This window comes from Adhaeribacter pallidiroseus (assembly GCF_003340495.1).
Taxonomy (GTDB): Bacteria; Bacteroidota; Bacteroidia; order Cytophagales; family Hymenobacteraceae; genus Adhaeribacter; species Adhaeribacter pallidiroseus.
On sequence record NZ_QASA01000001.1, the window covers coordinates 4,590,602 to 4,610,005 of the forward strand.

General features: G+C 43.8%; 16 protein-coding genes. 6 read left to right on the forward strand and 10 right to left on the reverse strand.

The features are described from left to right. Positions 1 to 96 precede the first annotated feature (96 nt). From AHMF7616_RS18295 to AHMF7616_RS18305, 3 genes are all read left to right on the forward strand, one after another. A complete protein-coding gene (locus AHMF7616_RS18295; RefSeq protein ID WP_115375680.1) occupies positions 97 to 2,400 on the forward strand; it encodes a TonB-dependent receptor in 2,304 nt (767 codons plus the stop codon). Between the two features lie 4 nt (positions 2,401 to 2,404). Next, positions 2,405 to 3,430 (forward strand): DUF4249 domain-containing protein, encoded by a 1,026-nt coding sequence (locus tag AHMF7616_RS18300; protein ID WP_115374196.1) that lies wholly within the window; start codon positions 2,405 to 2,407, stop codon positions 3,428 to 3,430. Between the two features lie 73 nt (positions 3,431 to 3,503). Next, positions 3,504 to 4,808, forward strand: coding sequence for a Kelch repeat-containing protein (locus tag AHMF7616_RS18305; protein WP_115374197.1), 1,305 nt, complete (start codon positions 3,504 to 3,506; stop codon positions 4,806 to 4,808). 80 nt (positions 4,809 to 4,888) lie between these two features. Here the strand turns inward: AHMF7616_RS18305 and AHMF7616_RS18310 are convergent, their stop codons facing one another. From AHMF7616_RS18310 to AHMF7616_RS18335, 6 genes are all read right to left on the reverse strand, one after another. Further along, a complete protein-coding gene (locus AHMF7616_RS18310) occupies positions 4,889 to 6,205 on the reverse strand; it encodes an MFS transporter (protein WP_115374198.1) in 1,317 nt (438 codons plus the stop codon). Positions 6,206 to 6,240: 35 nt separating this feature from the next. Beyond that, positions 6,241 to 6,909: a bifunctional 4-hydroxy-2-oxoglutarate aldolase/2-dehydro-3-deoxy-phosphogluconate aldolase gene (locus AHMF7616_RS18315; RefSeq protein WP_115374199.1), complete on the reverse strand. Its 669-nt coding sequence runs from the start codon at positions 6,907 to 6,909 to the stop codon at positions 6,241 to 6,243. Positions 6,910 to 7,079: 170 nt separating this feature from the next. After that, a complete protein-coding gene (locus AHMF7616_RS18320) occupies positions 7,080 to 8,111 on the reverse strand; it encodes a sugar kinase (RefSeq protein WP_262511729.1) in 1,032 nt (343 codons plus the stop codon). Between the two features lie 231 nt (positions 8,112 to 8,342). Next, positions 8,343 to 9,104: an SDR family NAD(P)-dependent oxidoreductase gene (locus AHMF7616_RS18325; RefSeq protein ID WP_115374200.1), complete on the reverse strand. Its 762-nt coding sequence runs from the start codon at positions 9,102 to 9,104 to the stop codon at positions 8,343 to 8,345. Positions 9,105 to 9,349: 245 nt separating this feature from the next. Further along, positions 9,350 to 9,775 carry a hypothetical protein gene (locus AHMF7616_RS18330; protein ID WP_115374201.1) on the reverse strand — a complete coding sequence of 142 codons (426 nt, stop codon included), beginning with the start codon at positions 9,773 to 9,775 and terminating at the stop codon, positions 9,350 to 9,352. Positions 9,776 to 10,027: 252 nt separating this feature from the next. After that, positions 10,028 to 10,747, reverse strand: coding sequence for an SIMPL domain-containing protein (locus AHMF7616_RS18335; protein WP_115374202.1), 720 nt, complete (start codon positions 10,745 to 10,747; stop codon positions 10,028 to 10,030). A 264-nt stretch (positions 10,748 to 11,011) separates the two neighbouring features. On the opposite strand from AHMF7616_RS18335, the gene AHMF7616_RS18340 reads away from it, so the two are divergent. Next, on the forward strand, positions 11,012 to 11,998 hold the full coding sequence (locus tag AHMF7616_RS18340; RefSeq protein WP_115374203.1) for a hypothetical protein: 987 nt from the start codon (positions 11,012 to 11,014) through the stop codon (positions 11,996 to 11,998). Positions 11,999 to 12,031: 33 nt separating this feature from the next. Here the strand turns inward: AHMF7616_RS18340 and AHMF7616_RS18345 are convergent, their stop codons facing one another. Next, positions 12,032 to 12,406, reverse strand: a complete 375-nt coding sequence (locus AHMF7616_RS18345) for a hypothetical protein (RefSeq protein WP_115374204.1) — start codon at positions 12,404 to 12,406, stop codon at positions 12,032 to 12,034. Between the two features lie 241 nt (positions 12,407 to 12,647). Here AHMF7616_RS18345 and AHMF7616_RS18350 point away from each other — a divergent pair, with 241 nt between their 5' ends. Continuing rightward, a complete protein-coding gene (locus AHMF7616_RS18350) occupies positions 12,648 to 12,908 on the forward strand; it encodes a hypothetical protein (RefSeq protein WP_115374205.1) in 261 nt (86 codons plus the stop codon). 170 nt (positions 12,909 to 13,078) lie between these two features. Here AHMF7616_RS18350 and AHMF7616_RS18355 read toward each other — a convergent pair whose 3' ends face one another. The 3 genes from AHMF7616_RS18355 to AHMF7616_RS18365 all read right to left on the reverse strand — a co-directional run bounded on the left by AHMF7616_RS18355 (position 13,079) and on the right by AHMF7616_RS18365 (position 17,971). Next, on the reverse strand, positions 13,079 to 13,339 hold the full coding sequence (locus tag AHMF7616_RS18355; RefSeq protein WP_115374206.1) for a hypothetical protein: 261 nt from the start codon (positions 13,337 to 13,339) through the stop codon (positions 13,079 to 13,081). A 125-nt stretch (positions 13,340 to 13,464) separates the two neighbouring features. Next, positions 13,465 to 17,058 carry a BamA/TamA family outer membrane protein gene (locus AHMF7616_RS18360; protein WP_115374207.1) on the reverse strand — a complete coding sequence of 1,198 codons (3,594 nt, stop codon included), beginning with the start codon at positions 17,056 to 17,058 and terminating at the stop codon, positions 13,465 to 13,467. A gap of 637 nt (positions 17,059 to 17,695) precedes the next feature. Further along, complete coding sequence (locus tag AHMF7616_RS18365) at positions 17,696 to 17,971, reverse strand: hypothetical protein (protein ID WP_115374208.1); 276 nt, start codon at positions 17,969 to 17,971, stop codon at positions 17,696 to 17,698. A gap of 214 nt (positions 17,972 to 18,185) precedes the next feature. On the opposite strand from AHMF7616_RS18365, the gene AHMF7616_RS18370 reads away from it, so the two are divergent. Beyond that, a complete protein-coding gene (locus tag AHMF7616_RS18370; RefSeq protein WP_115374209.1) occupies positions 18,186 to 19,388 on the forward strand; it encodes a hypothetical protein in 1,203 nt (400 codons plus the stop codon). The last annotated feature ends 16 nt before the right edge of the window (positions 19,389 to 19,404 follow it).

The window sequence follows — 19,404 nt, forward strand, 5'->3', positions numbered from 1 at the left end:
AAAGAATCAACTTTTTGCCTTTCTAATTTTTTTACCGGTAATTACCGAAAAGGAATATCCTTAATCTGCTTACAGGCATTTCTGTGGCTCATTAGTATGCCGGCTATTGCTCAATTTAAGCTTAGCGGCGTTATTACCGATGCGTTAACTAGAAAACCAATTGAAGCAGTTAATATTCTTGTTAAAAATACCGGTAAAGGAACCGTAGCCGATGATAACGGAAATTTTACATTGTTCTTGGCAACCGGAAATTACCAAATTACTTTTTCTTCGGTGGGTTATCAACCGCAAACCCGCAACGTGGCTATCCGGCAAAATACCCGCATTACCATATCGTTGGTGCAGGAGAACAAGCAAATGGATGCTTTAACCATCACGGACAAAGCGCCCGACCAAAATATTAAAAGTGTGCAGATGAGCCGCGTGCAATTGGACTTGATTAATATTAGAAAAATACCGGTAGTAATGGGAGAAAGCGATATTATAAAAGTACTAACCCTGCAGCCCGGTGTTTCTACCGTGGGCGAAGGGGCAGGAGGCTTTAACGTGCGGGGTGGCCGGGTAGACCAGAACCTGGTTTTACTGGATGGTGCCCCGTTGTTTAACACCTCGCATTTACTAGGCTTTTTTGCCAGCGTTAGTCCAGATGCCATTCAGGATGTTTCGTTGTATAAAGGCGGCATACCGGCCCAGTTTGGCGGACGGCTTTCTTCGTTGCTTACCTTAAAAATGCGACCCGGCAATTACGAAAAGTTAAAATTTTCCGGTGGCATTAGCCCGATCAGTAGCCGCTTATTGCTGGAAGGCCCACTTTTAAAAAATAAACTTACTTTCTTGGTGGGTGGCCGGGTAGCTTATCCCAACTGGATTATCCGGGCATTTCCGGGTGATACTAAAAAGAATAAAGCTTTTTTTCATGACTTAAATGGCAAAATACAATATAAGCTAAACGAAAAGAATTTTACTTCGCTTACGCTTTACCGCAGCTACGATAGTTTTAAATTCCCGGAAGATACCGCTTATTCCTGGCAGTCGAATGCTGCTTCGTGGCAGTGGAACAGCCTGGTATCCGATAAAGTCTCTTTTTCGGTAAATGCCATCCACAGCGAATATGGTTTTGGTACCGAAGGCCTTAATCCGGCGTATGGTTTTAAGCTAAACTCTACTATCCAACACCAGGAAATAAAAGCTAATGTATCGTACACACCTACTCCCCGGCACAAAATAGAAGCAGGAGCCAGTACTATTCGTTACCGCATCAACCCCGGCGAGCTAAAACCAACTGATTCGGAATCAAACATCAATTCTGTGGTACTCGAAAAAGAACACGGTGTGGAGCAAGCCGCTTATGTCAGCGATGAGTGGTATTTAGGGCCGAAAGTTTCCTTACAAATCGGATTACGGTACTCCCGGTTTAACAACACCGGAGCGGGCAGGGTGTTTCGATACCAAACCGATGTACCTCGCAGTACCGAAACAGTTACCGATACGTTGCTTTACAACCAAGGGCAAACCATTAAAACGTACGGTGGTTGGGAACCCCGGGTAGCTTTGCGGGTAGAAATAGATAACAAAACGGCCGTTAAATTAAATTACAACCGTACGCGCCAGTACCTGCATTTGATATCCAATACTACCGCTATATCGCCGGTAGATTTCTGGAAGGTAAGCGATGCATTTGTGCCCCCGCAAATAGCCGACCAGGTGGGAGTAGGCATTTTCCGGAATTTTCAGAATAATAACTGGGAAACCTCTGTCGAAGCTTTTTACAAAAACATGCAAAGCCTGGTGGAATACAAGAACGGGGCCCGCTTGTTGCTAAACCCCAGCATTGAAACCGACTTGCTACCGGGTAAGGGCAAAGCTTATGGCGTAGAATTGAGCGTTCATAAAAATTCCGGTCGACTGACGGGGCAGGCAAGTTATACGTTTTCCCGGTCGCTGGTGGCGTTGCAATCTCCTTTTGCCATTGAACAAGTAAACCAAGGCGATTATTTTCCTTCTACCTTCGACCGGCCCCATAACCTGGCTTTGTCTAGTTTATACGACCTGGGTAAAGGCTGGACCTTTGCTACTAATTTTATTTACATCACCGGCCGGCCAGCTACTTACCCCGATGGGAAATACATTTTAAACGAAGTGCCGGTAGTAAACTACTCCCGCCGCAATGCCGACCGCATTCCGGATTATCACCGGCTGGATGTTTCTTTCACCAAAGATACCCGCAAAACAAAAGATCAGGAAAGATACCAATTATGGATAGTATCTTTTTATAATTTGTATGCCCGCAAGAACCCTTATTCCATTTATTTTACCAACGATAGCAGCTGGACCCGGTCTTACCGCTTAGCCGTTTTCGGCACCATTATACCATCACTCACCTGGAATTTCAATTTTTAAAAAAATGCGCTTCAAGTATACTGTTTTGTTAGTGCTACTGGGTTTAGGTATTCTTACCGCTTGCATCGACGAAGTAAATTTACCTATCCGGAATGAAGAGCAGAAGCTGGTAGTGGAAGGGTTAATTACCAATGAAAAAACCCCTTATACCGTTCGGCTAACCTACACCGGCACTTTTAAAGGCGGCAGCACGGCTCCGGCCTCGTTGGCCGTGAGTGGGGCATTGGTAACTATTTCGGATAATACGGGCGCTACGGTTACGCTAAAACCGATTATTCAGCAACCGGGCATTTACCGGACTACCGATACTACTTTTGTGGGGCAAGTGGGCCGATCGTATACTTTAAAAATTGTAACCCCGCAGGGCAAAACCTTTGTATCCACGCCCGAAATGCTGTCCCCCGTGCCTCCCATCGAAAATTTAACGGCCGTTTTTAAAGACGTAGCGGATCGGAGTAAACCCAGCGGCTACCAGGTAACCGCCGATACCAAAGATCCCGGAGAAACGGAAAATTACTATCGGTGGACCGCTTATGGGTATAGCCGGCGGGTGTCGGCAGGTAAACCCCTGCTGGGTGGCGGTATTTGCTGTGCCAATTGCTGGATTCCTGTTTTTGATAACACCATTAATATTTTTACGGACGAACGGATAAACGGCAACCAGATTAAAAACCGGGAAGTTTTTTTTGCGCCTTATTATGCCCAAGGAAAACTATACGTCGAAATAAGCCAATACTCCCTCTCGCGCGAAGCGTATCAATTCTGGCAACGGTTTCAGGAGCAACAAAGCCGGGTGGGCAGCATTTTCGATCCTTTACCCGCTCCCCTGGAAGGCAATATTGCGAACACCGAAAATCCGGCGGAATTAGCGCTGGGTTATTTTGGTGCTTCTGGCATTTCGCGCAAGCGCCTCACCATTAGTGGTGATACCTTGGTTTTGTTTCCGGATTATTATAAAGAATTTATCCAACCAGGCGATTGTCGGTTAGCCTACCCGAATGCTGGTTTTTTGCCACCGGAAAACTGGTAACCCACAAGAGCAGGACGTTCTCGTTTGCTTTACAGGTGATAAATGGCTCTTTCACATTTATATTTTTTAAAAAATGGCTCTACCCCGTTCCCGTTTCTGGCTTTTTCTACTCTTACTTCTTGGAACTTTTGCTTGTAAAAACGAACCAGAAGGTACCCCCGCGGCGCCTCGTGTTACCTTGCTGTCGGTATACTCCGTAGATCCTGCGCAAGCCGAAGCCAAAGTTGAACTAAGTAATATAGACCCTAAAGGAAAGTACGAATACGGGGTAGTCTGGTCAGAAAACCTAGCGCCAACGATATCCGACAACAAGAAAACGTTAATTACAATACCGGACTTTTCCATATCGACCTTACTACTTTCGGAATTAGCATTAGGAAAAACTTTTTATATAAGAGCCTACGTGCGGCTAGCCGAGGAGTATTATTACAGCAACGAGATAGTATTAAAACACCAATCTCCTTTTATCTGGCGTTCCTTAGCCAATATTAACTGGTCCGATAAATCGAACTTGGTAAGCAGTACAGCAATAGGCGGCGGCATTATTATCTTACGCCCTACCGATAATTTTAACACCGAGGTATGGTATTACATTACTTTCCGGGATACCTGGGAACGACAGAAAGACCTTATCTTTCGACCGAACCGGTTTGAGCCGCTCTTGTTTAAACTAAATAAATTTGGCGATGAAGCTACTTACTTTGGCGGCGGTTACCAGATTAAAGAAAGTATTCCCGGCAAGTACATTTACCAAAAAGATTTCTGGCAGTACGACTTTTTTTACGGAGGTACCACCGAAGAATACCCTGATTTTCCTTTTGGCTATTCTACCCTGACGCATTTTACTTTAGACACGAAGACCTATGTACTAGAAAACCGCCCGGAACGCAACGTATGGATGTTGTTGAATGGCATGAGCTGGCACAAACAGAATAATTTTCCGGGTCCTTATTTAGGCAATTTTGTAGGCTTCTCCATCGGTGGAAAAGGGTATGTCCTTATTGAAGACACTTCGGTATCCGGTATAACCAAAAGCTTGTATGAATACAACCCGGATACCGACACCTGGCTGCAAAAAGCAGATTTTCCGGGCGAAAACCGCATCAATGGTGTAGCCTTTTCGGTAAAAGACAAAGGGTATTATGGTTTAGGCCAAGCGAAAGAAACGCCCGGCGGCTTACGGGATATCTGGCAATACGATCCGGCAACTGATTCCTGGCAAAAGTATACCGATTATCCGGGTGTTGGTAACGTAAAAGTAACCGCCAATACCATCGACGATAAAGTTTACTTAGGATTGGGCTTACAAGTTAAACCTAGTTTAGCCGGCGTAGAAGAATATCTACCAGCTACCGACTTTTGGGAGTTAAAGCCTTAAATTTTAAAAAAATTGTTTTCTCAATTGTTTCAGCCGGATCCATAAATCCGGCTTACAGATAGTTATTAGTGAAGTTTACCCTACAAACTTACCTGTTTCATTTTGGGTGCCAACGCATGCATAACCAGCCAGGCCAGCAGATACGCACTGCCGCAAACCAAAAACATAATGTAATACCCAATCTCGATGGTACCTAAAGCTTTGTAGTGATCGAATAACTTGCCCGCTAATTTAGCGATCAGCATGCCGCCTAAACCGCCAAACATGCCGCCGATACCCGTAACGGAACCAATCGCTTTTTTAGGAAACATATCGGATACCGTAGTAAAAATATTGGCACTCCAGGCTTGGTGTGCCGATGCCGCAAAACCAATAATAAACACGGCCAGCCACATATTAAACGAACCCAGGTACTGCGAAAATAAAACCGGCAAAGCGCAAAAAGCATAAATCAGCATCGACGTTTTACGCGCTTTAAATACCGGCATACCGCCCCGTATAAATTTTAACGGTAGCCAGCCCCCGCCAATACTGCCAAAAGTAGATAAGGTATAAACCAAAGCCACCGGCAAAGCCATGGCCGTACCTTCTACACCGTACTCTGCTTTTAAAAAAGCGGGCAGCCAGAACAAATAAAACCACCACACCGGATCGGTTAAAAACTTACCCAAGGCAAAAGCCCAGGTTTGCCGGAAGCCCAGCAATTTTATCCAGGAAGCTGATTTATCGGCGTTTTGGGTATCCGTGGCCGTATCCACATCGCTGTGAATATAATCAAATTCGGTGCGGGAGAGTTTTGCGTGCTTAGCCGGTACTTCGTAAATAAAGAACCAGGCCACCAGCCAGATAAAGCCGATTAAACCGGTGAGAATAAAAGCCCATTGCCAGCCCCACTGCACCGCAATAAAAGGTACGGTTAACGGCGCAATGATCGCCCCGATGTTGGTGCCGGAATTAAAAATACCAGTGGCCAGAGCCCGTTCTTTTTTCGGGAACCACTCGGCTACCGTTTTGATAGCCGCCGGAAAATTGCCGGCTTCGGTAATGCCCAACGCCGAACGGGCAATGATAAAACCAAAAGTACTTTTTACTAAAGCATGCCCGATGGCCGCCACACTCCAGAGGGTAATCGATAAAGCATAACCTAACTTGGTGCCTAGTTTATCAATTAAACGGCCTACGCCCAGCATGCCCAAGGCGTACGACAACTGAAAAGCAATTACGATGTTAGAATAATCGGTTTCAGTCCACCGGAACTCCGTTTCCAGATTAGATTTTAATAAACTAATTACCGCCCGGTCGAGGTAATTAATGGTAGTGGCAAAGAATACGAGAAAACAAATAGTCCAGCGGTAAGAACCCACTCCGGTGGCAACAGTTTTTGTTAAGGTTTGCATAGACTATTTGTTTGAAGTACCCGTTTATTTATTCCTTATGATCTTACTTGCTTTACCAAATCCATGGTGGTTTTTATATGGTTTTCAATGCCCGCGTAATCCTGATTTTTTAATAAATCGGCCGGTACTAATTGCGAACCTAAGCCCACACAAGTAACGCCGGCCTGAAACCAGGCTTTCAGGTTATCGGCTTCGGGTTTTACGCCACCGGTTACCATTACCGTAGACCAGGGCATAGGCGCCAGCAAGCTTTTTACAAAAGCGGGTCCTACCACATCGCCCGGGAAAATCTTTACAACTTCGGCACCTAATTCTTCGGCCCGCGACACTTCGCCCATGGTGGCGCAACCCGGAATCCAGCCTACTTTGCGGCGGTTACAGGTAATAGCTACATCGTCTTTTAAAACGGGCGATACAATAAAGCACGCGCCTAATTGCATGTATAAAGCAGCAGTACCGGCTTCGAAAACAGTTCCAGCACCCAAAATCATGTTGGGACAATGCTGCGCGGCAAACTTGTTAAGCGCACCAAAAATTTCGTGGGCAAAATCGCCGCGGTTGGTAAATTCAAATACGCGCACACCGGCCCGGTACGAAGCCGCCAGCACCTGCTGACAAACCTCTAAATTAGCATGATAAAATACCGGCACCAAGCCGGTTTCCGCCATCTTGGCGTAGGTTTGCAATCGGGTAAAGCGGGCCATTTTTATTTAGTTGTTTGTTGTTAGTCCATGGTCAACGGACCATGGTCCACAGATAATTTTTTAAATATTTTTATTTTTTTTAATGTTGATTGAGCAGCTAGTTACTGTTACAGATCAATCAAAAATTAAAATTTACTTTCGTTTATTGACTATCGTCTGTAAACTAAAAATTACCGCTTCAACCTGCCGGAACTGTCGCCTTCCATTACCGGCTCTACTTCGGCTACGGTTACTAAGTTGGCATCGCCTTCTACGGTATGTTTGAGCGCCGAAGCCGCTACCGCAAAATCCAAGGCTTTCTGATCGTTTTGGTAAGTTAGCAGCCCGTAAATGAAACCCGCCATAAAAGCATCGCCGCCACCAATCCGGTCGATAATGTGCGTAATATCGTGGGTAATGGTTTGCAGCAATTCCTGGCCGTTCCAGAGCATACCGGCTAAAGTATTATGCGAAGCGCTCACCGAACCTCTTTTGGTATTTACAATTTTTTTAATTTTTGGGTACTGCTGCATGATTTGCCGGCACACCGAAGTAAAGGCATCGGCATCTTCTTTTATAGGCTTTATCTGCAAAATATCCGCGGCATCACCTACACTTGACACAATAATATCGCAGCCAGCTACTAATTCGGGCATGATCTCGTGCGCTTTTTTACCGTATTGCCACAAATTTTTGCGGTAATTAATATCGGCCGACACGGTTATACCTAACTTGTTAGCTACCCAGATCGCTTCCAAGCAACTTTGGGCAGCACCCGCCGAAATAGCCGGCGTAATGCCGGTCCAATGGAACCATTGGGCATCGGCCAGTATTTCTTCCCAGTTTAGCATGCCGGGTTCTAGTTGGGCGAAAGCCGAATTGGCGCGATCGTACACTACTTTACTGGGCCGGGCTATGGCTCCGGTTTCCAGGAAATACAAACCCAGCCGGTCGCCGCCGTATACAATGTGTTCGGTACCTACCCGGTGCTGACGCAATAGGGCAGTAGCTGCCTGACCCAAATCATTATCCGGGAAGCGGGTAACGTGCGCCGCCGGAATACCAAAATAAGCCAGCGACACGGCTACATTGGCTTCGCCGCCGCCGTAGGTAACATTAAAACTGGTAGCTTGCGAAAAGCGGGCAAACCCCGGCGTAGAAAGCCGCATCATAATTTCGCCAAAAGTAATAACCGGACGCACAGAAGTAGTTTTTAAGATCAACTTTATCGGGTAATTTAAATGAAATAATATAGCTTTTTTGGTTTCAGCGGTATTTTTTTTACGATAACCTTACCGGTAACGCTACCGTCAGCCCACCAGGAAAGCAAGCCTGCTTCTATTCTGCTTTTGAGCAGGTACCGTAAATCAAAAATTTAAAAATTGCTTTGTAACTGGGCAATGCTAGCGAACTAATCAGAATATTACTTAGCAAGACAGCTACGCTCGCACAAATTAAAAACCAATCGAATTACCCCCGTCTACGGGTAGGTTAATGCCAGTTATAAATCGGGCCGCATCGGAAGCCAGAAATACGGCAGCCAGGCCAATATCAGAAGGCTGTCCAAAACCACCCAAAGGCGTCCGCCCTAATACTTTTTGTTTGCGTTCCGGATCAGTTTCCAGGGCTTTCAGCAACATGGGCGATTGAATAAAACCTGGCGCAATGGCGTTTACCCGAATCCCTTGTGGTGATAAATCGCTGGCCAGCACCCGGGTCATGCCCAACACCGCCGATTTAGAAGCGGAATAAGCACTTACCAAAGGTAAACCGTACAAAGCAGCCATGGAAGTAATCATGATAATAGAGCCGGATTGGCGCTTGGCCATACTCTTAGAGACTTCGCGGGTTAAAGCAAATAAACCATTTAGGTTGGTTTGAATAATTGCTTGAAACTCGGCATCGGTCACCTCAAAGGTGTGTTTTTTTAAATTTATACCCGCATTGTTCACCAATATGTCTAACGGACCGTGTTTTTGTTCTACGGTTTGCACCATTCCCGGTATAGATTCTAAATCGGCCACGTCGTTTACCTGGCAGCTGGCCTCAGGGCCAAGCTGTTTACAAGCTTGCTGTAAAACTTCTTCGCGGCGGCCCGTAATTACCACCCGGGCGCCGGCCTGAATAAATGCCTCGGCGATACCCAAACCCAAACCGGTGCCGCCCCCGGTAATTAATGCCAATTTACCAGATAAGTCAAAAGGAGATAGTGCCATGTTGTTCTGCTATTAAGCTCCCAAATATGTGGAATTAAACTTAATACCAGAAATCTATTTTTTAAATTTCTGGTACAAAAGAGCTTATGAAATGCATCAACCAGGTATGTTGTATGTAATCTGGAGTAGCAGAGAACATGCTTAAAAATCAGAAATAGTATTTCGGGCGAAACAGATAGATTTTTTTTTAAATTTCATCTATTCAAAAACAGGTGTAACACAAGTTGCAGGTTAGTAAAAAACCATTATTCCATGTGGAGGTTTGCCCCGGTTAATGGTTTATTCTTTATCCAGTGGTAAGCCGCTGTTACCTGCGCAAAAAACTCAATTTCGAAGGAGAGAACACTTACATCTAATTTTTGTAAATAAGCACTGGCTAATTCTTCAAAAATACTGGGAGGCAGTACTAAAGCTATTTTTTGAATGGATAAGGTAAGCAGTTCCGGTAACCAGTTATCGAGTAACCAATTAATATCTTCCGGCGCCATTGCCATTAATTGTTGCACATTGGCAATGCCGAACTTTACATTTTTCTGTTGGGCCAGGTTTAAGACTAAACCCAAACTATCGCGGAATTTATCGTTACCCGGGTAATAATGCCATTCCAAATAAAGAAGATCGTACTCTTCATCCCAGTCGATATGTAAAAATTCCTCTGACAAACACCGCATGTTCGGAGCACTTAAATTTATTATTGCTGCTGATTTATATTATTTATAGCTAATATCTGATTGTTCTAGCACATTTTCAATTGTTACTTACTTAGTGGTAAGCATATACCGGCATAATACTTTGGTTAACTGCGTTATGCTACGAATTGTTTTATTCATTTTAAGATAGTTAACCTAAAACTGGAGGCAGCATCTCAAAAAAAGCCCGGACAGAGGTACCTGAACCGGGCTTTTTTTCAAATTTTAAATTTTCTACTCTATCAGGAAACTAACATCAATAGAAGCCGAAACTATAATTTGGCCCGCCGCAATAGTTGGTCCGCCAGTTGCATCAAACGCTGCTGATTCCATCATTTTATTGGCCCGTCCATAGGCAATTGGCCCTGGATAATTACTGCCGGCTTCGTTAATGGAGTATACCCGGCCCACCTTGGCGCCTAATTCGCCGGTTAAGGCAGTGGCCTTCTGGCGGGCAGCTTGCATGGCTAATTTACGGGCTTGTTCGCGGTACTTTTGTATATCCGAAGTTCTAAAATCAATTCCATCTACGCGGTTGGCACCGGCTTTATACATCCCCGCCATTAATTCATCAAAAGTATCTATTTTCTTAACCAAAACATTAATGGTTTTAGTAGCGGTATACACATCCGGCGTAGCCTGGCCAAAATTACCGGAGTAAATGGGTTGCACGCTCATGTAAGTAGTTTGTACGTTTTTAGCATCTACGCCACTCTTTTTAAGATAAGCCAAAATTGCCGCTACATTTTTATCATTTTGCCTTTTGGCTTCATCCAAAGATTTATCGCGGGTTTCTACGGCTACTTGCAAGCTTATTTCATCGGGTTGTACTTTTACTTCGGCATAGCCCGAAACATTTACTAATGGCGGTAAAACCGCCGAAGGCTGAGCTTGTGCTAAACTCCATTGGTGCAAAAATAAAAAGAAGGAGAAAAATAAAATCGCGTTTTTCATAAGTTTTAAAAGATTATAGATTGATTAAAAGAATACGGGTTATCAGACAAGTACCGTGCCTACTTCCGGGTGCGCCGAAGTACGATGATACTGGCTTGGTGCCCCTATTAAACGCCAAATATAAGCGAAAAGGCCTGTACTAATAGCCCAATAATGCTACTATTACCAGAAGCGTATTAATTGGTTAAGCTGGCACAAAGCCCCTAACGTTACATGTTCTTACCCTTTTGATTTTGTAACTTTGCCTACAACTTCTGCTTTACTATGACTAATCTCATCCTATATAATCCATTTCAACAGTTATCCTTTATTCATAAAAATTGTTTTTTATGCGGGCAACCCGTAAACCCCACGGAGGTAATTCCTATATTTCCGGATTGGTTAACGACCAGCTATAACCTGGCTCACCAAGAATTATTGCTGCTGGATAAAAGCATTTTGACTTACGCCGAACTAACCTTACCGTGCTGCACCAATTGCCGGGAACATCATCTTGGCCCGCTAGAGCAAAAAGTACAAGCGGCTGCTACCCAAGGTTTAGCCGGCTGGCAGCAGCTCGACCCGAAAATACTTTTTCAATGGTTGGGCAAAATTTTTTATGGCTTATTGGTACGTGAGATAAATGCCGAGCAAGACCCATTGATAAAACCCCCGTTTTTACTTACCGAAGATATTTACATGCTCGATAAAATGCAGTCGTTTTTCAAGGTGCTGCAGTCGATTCGAGTACCCATGCAGTTTGCAGACTTTATGCCATGCTCTGTTTTTATAGCGCCGCTTCAACCTGACGCAGACAGTCCGGCTTTTGAATTCCGCGACGATTTGCATACTATGATGATTAGCATAAAACAGGGCAATACCTTACTGGTGAGCTGTTTGCTGGACAATGGCATTCTAAAAGAAGCCCTGCACCGCTTGTGGCACCCCTTAACCGGAAAAGCCTTGTACCCCAAACAAGCAGCAGAATTTCAAGCGCAGGTATATTATGCGGCTTACTTATTAAATGTTATTCCGGAATACTTTGTGCGGCCAGTAAAACCCAGTGACGACATGCTGGTACTAGATACTTTAATCGATGATATTACCGCTTCGGTATTTAACCCGTGGCAGTTAAGCGGCTACACCCAGATGTTCGAAGAAATGCTCAAGCGCTGGGGTATTACAGCTACCGAAATTTTACAAGATCCACTCCATCCCCTTAGCTTTATATTTGATGCTGCTGGTAACTTTAAAGATAAAGAGCCAGCTTAATCTCTATTTGCAATACTAAAGGAACGGAAAGTTTTAGACATGCGGCAAAGAAGACCGGTGCCGAATAATACCAAGCATAGCCGCTATAAAAAACATAACTGCCGCCGCATAAATTGGATAAGGCAAATACTGTTTTCCTTCGTGGGCGTATAAATAGCCCAGCAAAAACAAAGCACCAGCTTCTATCAAATGGAATAAAGCAGTAATGTAGCGGAATCGTTTTTCGAGGGTATGATGAAAAAAAGTACCGCAGACAATAATACAGCCAGCCAGTAAAAAGGCAAGTACATAAAAGCGGTGTTCCGGATAGTAAGCCAATTTGGTTATTCCTTTTAACAAGAGCACTAAACCTGCTAAGTAGTGGGTTAGGTTTTGAAGCAATAAACGGGTAGGTAAAGTAGAGGCCATAAACTAATAACAGCAATTGATTAAATAACGAATTTTAGATGTTTAAGCCTGATTATTTATCAATTTCGTAAAACAAATTCTAATTACTCGCATATTTTTTAAAAAATCTAGGTTTAATTTTTGATTCTAAAAATAATTCTCTATATTTTGTTACTTAAGTAATAGTACCCAGACTGAATAACATGCACCCAGTACCTCAGACAGTCCGGAACATTTAGGCATATTTAATAGTTTTAGCTTTATGGTAAATTTAAACATTCCTCCCAAATACGTGGCCTTGTATGCCCACTGCATCGATGATTCTTTACCTAGCTTTGAACCGGATGAGTGGATTAAAGCAGGCCGGATTTATGCTGTTAAATGTTTTACGGAGCCTTTAAATGTTTCGGAAGGAGTTGCCGTTACCATCTTAAACCGGGAAGGCCAGGAAATACATCCTTCGGCTTCGCACTGGAGCTTTGCTTCTAATCGTTTTGAATTATTCTCTATTTATCTTAACTAGTATTTAGTCCACTGTTCATAGACGATAGTGCACCGCACTAATGAGTAGTTTTTTAAATTTACTAACGCATCAACTTACTATTGACTTACCACTAAAATCAGTACTTTATTATAAACTAAAAAAGCTGCCTGGGAGGCAGCTTTTTTAGTTTATAGGCTTAGCTTTTTAGCTTATTGATTATCATGTTCATCCAGTTCGGCTTCTACTTTCTTGGCTACAAAAATAACCCCTACTGCTAAAGCTGCCACGGCTAAAACTAACTGGGTAGTAGATAATTTCTTACTGGCTTTCATTAGCAAATTACCGGCATCCTGCAGTAAATCAGGTAAACGCTCGGTGTTCCCTTTTTGAAAAACGTGCATCACGTTTTCAAAAGTTTTAGATAAGTCTTCCGGCTGTATTTTCAAATGCTCTAATTGTTGATCTTTCATGAGTTTTATGCGTTAATGTTTGTATTTTAAATCACTGTTTTTACTCGCTTTTTCAGACCAAGGTCCGCCATTAGCAAACAGTATACGCAAACCCTTTTATTTGGTGTTCATAAAGAGCATACTTTCTAAAATAAAAATCCGGCGCTGATTAATGGCAGCTTGTTTTCGTCAGAAACCATATAGCCCGCGGTAATTACAATTAAATTTACCGGCGCAAACCAAAATCCGCCACCGTAGCCCCGGTGCCATTTGTTTGATTGCTCGTTGTCGTTCCAAACGCGGCCACTATCATGAAAAACCATGACCCCGGCCGCTCCCGGAAATAAATACGTTTGAAAATTAAACAACCGGATTCGGGCTTCCAGGTTATTGTAAAAACTCGAACGGCCGGAGTAGCGCGATCGCCGGTTACCCCGCACATTGTACAACCCATCCAGGGTATTTGCCTGGAAAAACTCAAAATTACCAATGGTAGTACCGCCACCCACACGAGCCGCCAGCACCACTTTAAAAGGCAAATGCACGGTCTGAAAAAAAGAAACCTGCGAGTTGATTCGGGAATAATTTGTTGATAATTTATTGGTACCCAAATAACCATTGGCTTCGGTTTGAAAGTAAACGCCGCGATTGGGTAAAGCTTTATTATCACGGCTATCCAGTTCGTAGGAAACCTGCACCCCTGCGTAACTTTTAGACGCATACGGATCATTCGGGCTCAGCTCGGCCGGACTAAATTGTTCCAGGTAACGGTTTTTGGGTTCCTGCACCTGCACAAACTGGTAAGCCGGGCCAAACAAGAAGCGCTGGTATTTGCCCCAACGGCGTCCCAATAAAATGTTAAAAGTATAACGCTCCGAGCGATACCGATAATAATCAATATCAAACTCTTGATTGTAAACTGACTCGTTAGATAAGCCAAAAAAGTTATCGGCAAAATTCCGGGTTTTTACATCCAGGTTTAAGCCTACATCAAAAACACCCAATGCTTGCGTAAAATAACCCGCATAATTAAATAAAAACGAATGCGTAGCCAGGGCATAATTGGCAATAAACCGGTGCGAAGAAGCAAACGGGTCTTTCCGGAAGCCTTGTTGGGTAGCCAAAAAGCCACCGCCCAGGTAAAACCCATCGTCTTTGTTGTATTCAATGGAAGCTAAAGGCCCGAAGTAATTATAACGGAATGATTTGCGGTCGTATTCGTTTACTTCCTCGTTGCGGTCCGAAGTTTTGTTTTTTGTTTCGGTAGCTAGCTGCAATTGGTTGCCCGTGGCCGTATCGTACACAACTGTTTTCCGGCGGCCTTTCTGCACGCGCGAACTATCCATTATTTTATCAGTACCTTCGCCCCCAATAATCCGGATTAGAATGCCTCTTTTTACCTTGCCGGTTACTGTAAAAGTATCATTGCCTCCTAAACCGTATAAACGTACTTCGCGGGTTTCCGAAAATTTAAAAATCCGGTTATAAAGCAACTGCTCTACTTCATTTTCCTTGCTAATTTTAAAAACTTCTACCTGTGTTGTCTCATCGTTCAGGCGGGTTACTTTAAACAGTTCCTGTTTATCAGAGCCTACTACATCTACTTCCCGCGCCAGAAATTTATAGTAATCGGTAGCATCTTGTATTAACCGGGCCCGGCGCGACTTAAGCGTATCCACGGTGGCAGTTCCCCGAATTTGGTAAATAGGAGCGGGTATTTCTTTTATGGCCTTACTAATCGTTTCGTCGGTTAGGTGCTGCTGCAATTCTGTGGCGGTTTTTAACCAATCGTCCAAAGAAAGCGCATTTAAAAAAGTACGGTCGAAATAACGCGCGTTGAAATTATAGGTGGTAATATCCCGAATGGCCTCATCAAAACCCTGGAATTTAGGCATAATCCATTTGCGGCTGGCAATTTTTGGTATCACGCCCTGATTTACAAAAAAGGTCATGTCGCGGTCGCGGGGAATAGGTTGATACGTTTTTACTTTGCTGTTTTCGTTATCAAAACTGGCCCAGCGCCATTGGTCTTCGTGCCGGTCCCAGTCGCCAATAATAAAATCAAATAACCGCGCGCGCACCACGGCCCGTTGATCTACCTGGTCGTCGTTGTCTTCGTAAATTTTTTCCAGCACTTTATCGGTGCTATACACTTTTTTAGAATTACCAAAATGCGGCGCTTTGGATTCGTCGTCATCAGGCCGCTCCTCAAACAAGCCAATGGTATTTGCCAAACCCGTTCTAAAGCTACCCAAACGGGGATCATCGGGGATAAAATAGTATTTAGGATTGGTATGGTACACGCCAGCTGCCTGGGCCAGGGAAGGTACTACCAACGGGGCGTACGGGTGCGATGCCGAAATCTGATCCTTCACAATGTCGGCGGCCACGGTGCGGCGCAAAGCGCGCGGAATGGCTTCGATGGGGTATTTCTCGACGGAACGTACTACAAATTCTTTGCCTTCGGTATCTACGAGGCGCAACGAACGGGTTTGAAAACCACCTCCGCGCTGCACTACTTTTAACCCACCTTTTATTTTACCTACATCAAAAACGGGCAATTGCACTGGTGTAACCCATTCCTGACGATAATTTTCGCCGAGCAGCCAACGCTTAAAAGCATTTACCTGGTACAAGTCGCTAGCCTTTACTGTTACAGTACTATCGGCATAATTTATAGTCCGGGTGGGTTTAATCTGGGCATTTAGTTGCTCCAAAGTGGCTTTTTTCATAAGCAAACGCCTATAAGCCATTTTCGCCACTGGTTGTGGGCCCAAGCTAGTAGTCCAGAACTCGAGCCAGGCTTCGCCGTTATTGTAAAATAAGATTTTGGCAAATCCAGGTCCAGCTTGCGTAAATACGGGAGTTGATTGTTGCTTTATTTTTCGATGCTGCGAATGCCAGCCCGTGCGGAGGTAATTAATGCTATCCTGCCACGCGTATTCCAGCGCCGGACTAGTATCTTCCACGTGAATCAGGCCCGGATGTTGGGAATAGATCTGGGCGTAAGCCTTTTGCATTACCCGGTAATAGTACGGTTTAATATCCTGTGCCACATGCGAAGCCACAATAATTTGTTTTTGGGCGTTACTTTTGAGGGCATCATCTACTTCGGCCATAACCGCGGCGGCACTGGTGGCGGCACAACCCGCCTCTTCGTCTACTTTCGGGCTGCGGGGCAAAAACCACTTGGTATCCAGCAGCAGCAGTAAAATATTATCGTTAATTTCAATTTGGGCCGGACCCGGGCAACTATTCTCCGGCATGAAAATATTCTCGTTTTGCAGGTACTCCCGGATAAATTGTTCCTGGTGCCGCGCTCGCCGGGAAGCACTATTTTTGTCCGATTTTAGTTCGTAATCGCCCGGAACAATATTGACCTGGCCTTTATAATCTTTTAAAATAACAAGCTGCGCTTTTAAAGTTTGTTCGGCAAGGGCTCTTTGCGGATCAGTAACGGGCGGCAACAAACGGGGGTAAAAAGTATTACCAATAAATACCAGATTACTGTTTTTGCCCGCCGTGCGCAGCTGTTCTCGTAGCAAACGAAGTTTGGCGCCGGCGCTGGTATCATTAGGCGCACCAGTATTGCCCACTAAAAATACGGTATGCATTACCTCGCTCGTACCGGGGGTTGCCGTTGCAGTTGGGATAGGAGTTTGGGCTACCCCACAAACCGGAAAAAGCAAAGCAGGAAAAACAGCAAAAATTAAAAAAAAGACAGAAGTTACAGGCATCATAATGGCACCAATTTGCGCATAGATATTGATTTATTAAATAGAACAGGAGAAAATCTAATCTTTCCGCAATTTGGCCGGGAAAGATCTACAGAAAATCTAACTATAAAATAAATCCGGTACGAGTTGTAGTAAAAATGAGTTTATGCTTGATTAATTACAGTAAAACTAAAACTTGGCAGGTAAGTTTTTTTAGTAGCTGGCGCTTTTTTATAAAACTTAGTTTGTTGGCGGAAAAGCACAGAGGCCTAACCACCGGTACGTTAATTTAATTAATCTTAAATTATTAGATTAAACAGTACCAGCAATATAAAAATTTAAAAAACCGGGTAATTACCCTTTTAAGTAACAGGACAAAATTAAGTTGCTAAAAACCTGAGTTTAAGTAATTGATTATTAATTCATTAACGATCGAACAACGAACAACTAAAAACGACCAACTACTTATTACGGGTAAGTAACAACTTTTTATTATTGTAGCAAAACACTTTATACTTTTTGTGAACCTAAAGCAGCAGCACTGTGGCGGCCAAATTTACCGTAAAGTGTATAAAACAAAACAGCCTTCTGTAAAACGAGAAGGCTGTTTAAATATAACAATACAAGCAAAAAGGGAAAACTTACAATTAACTTCTACTGACTAAGCTATTTTGGTACCGCCCGCTCCTTGCACTGCTTCCGAAATCATACCGAGAATTTTATCGGAGCTAAACATCATACTGGCCGGAAAACTGACATTTACGTCGTTAATATTTAAGGTTTGCGTGGTGGGGTCAAAAGCATACTGGGCCGAAACGCCTTTCTGAGATACTTTACCGGCATTGCCTTCTAAATCAATCCCGAAGCCCGATAATTTTTGTTTTAAGTTGTTGTAAACCGATTCGTTTATACCGGTATATTGAGCACTATTAGCCATAAGTGATAGTTTTTTAAATTTTTATAAATTTGGTAACAAATAAGTATACGGTTTTTTCAAAACTTTATCTCTATTGAGCCCTAGAAGTTTAAAATCGAAACCATCAGAATTTGTTATTAATTAACAAGCTCTTTCCGTAATTTACATCCATTGTCATGTACAAGGTAAACGCTACTCTTTGTTTCTGTTACATACGTTCCTAGTTTAAGCAAACATGACTAAGCAGATACGGCCCTTTTTGGTATTACTGGTATTCGTACTAGTAAGTTACTGGCTGCTATCTCAAAATTCGGCACCAACTTTTGCTCCGATTACTATTATAGCCCGCACGCTGGATGGTTTACCCGATAGTGTTCTGCTAAGCGCCGGCCCCGAATACCACCGCTCAGCTGTTAGTACCTGGTTTTTGGGCAAACATAACCGAAAAATCTGGACGACGCCCGTAAAAGCAAAAGTATTAGATTTAGATCAAACCTGGGGCGGTTTAAAAATTGTGGCACAAGGTGGGGGCATGCAAACTTTAAGTTTTACCCTGGTCGATTCCGTTGGGCACACGTATGCGCTGCGGTCAGTAGATAAAGATCCTATTTCGGTTTTGTCGCCTTTTTGGCAAAAAACCTGGCTAGGCAATTTTGTACGCGATCAAACCTCGGGAGCTAATCCGTACGGGGCGTTAATGGTGCCCGTATTAGCGCAAGCCGCTGGTATTTCTCATGCCACTCCTCAATTGTACTATGTGCGCCCACACGACCCTTTATTCAGGCCTTTCGCGACCCAGGCGGGAGGTAAGCTATTTTTGCTGGAAGAAAAACACCAGAACAACCCTCAATTTTATCCAGGATTAGAATCGGCCAGCGCTATTGTCAATACCGAAACTTTTTTAAAAAACAGGCTAAGTTCTTCGGCACATCAAGCCAATGTAAAGGAGTATATGAAATGCCGGTTGTTTGATTTTTTAGTTGGTGATTGGGACCGTCACGAAGGGCAATGGATGTGGGCTGTTTACCCACAGGGCTCCAAAACCTGGTACGTGCCTGTGCCGAAAGATCGTGATCAAGCTTTTTGCAACTACCGCGATGGCCTGTTGCCCTGGCTCACTACCCGGCGATGGGCGATGCCTAAATTCGGGCAGTTTTCCGATACATTAGATGATGTTTACGGTTTAATGGTAAACGCCGCCTACCTGGATTCTGTAATTTTAAGCAACGTACCCGTAAATAATTTTAAAAAAATAGCGCAACAACTGCAGCAATCCTTACCCGACACTACTATCAACCGGGCCGTAAAACAGTTACCAGCCGGCGTATACCCAATAGTGGGCGAAGAAATTAAGAAAAATTTAAAAAAACGACGCGATCAATTACCTCAGGCAGCCCAACAATTCTACCAGCTATTAAAGCACCCCAACTCTAATTAAGACCAGAGTTACCAAT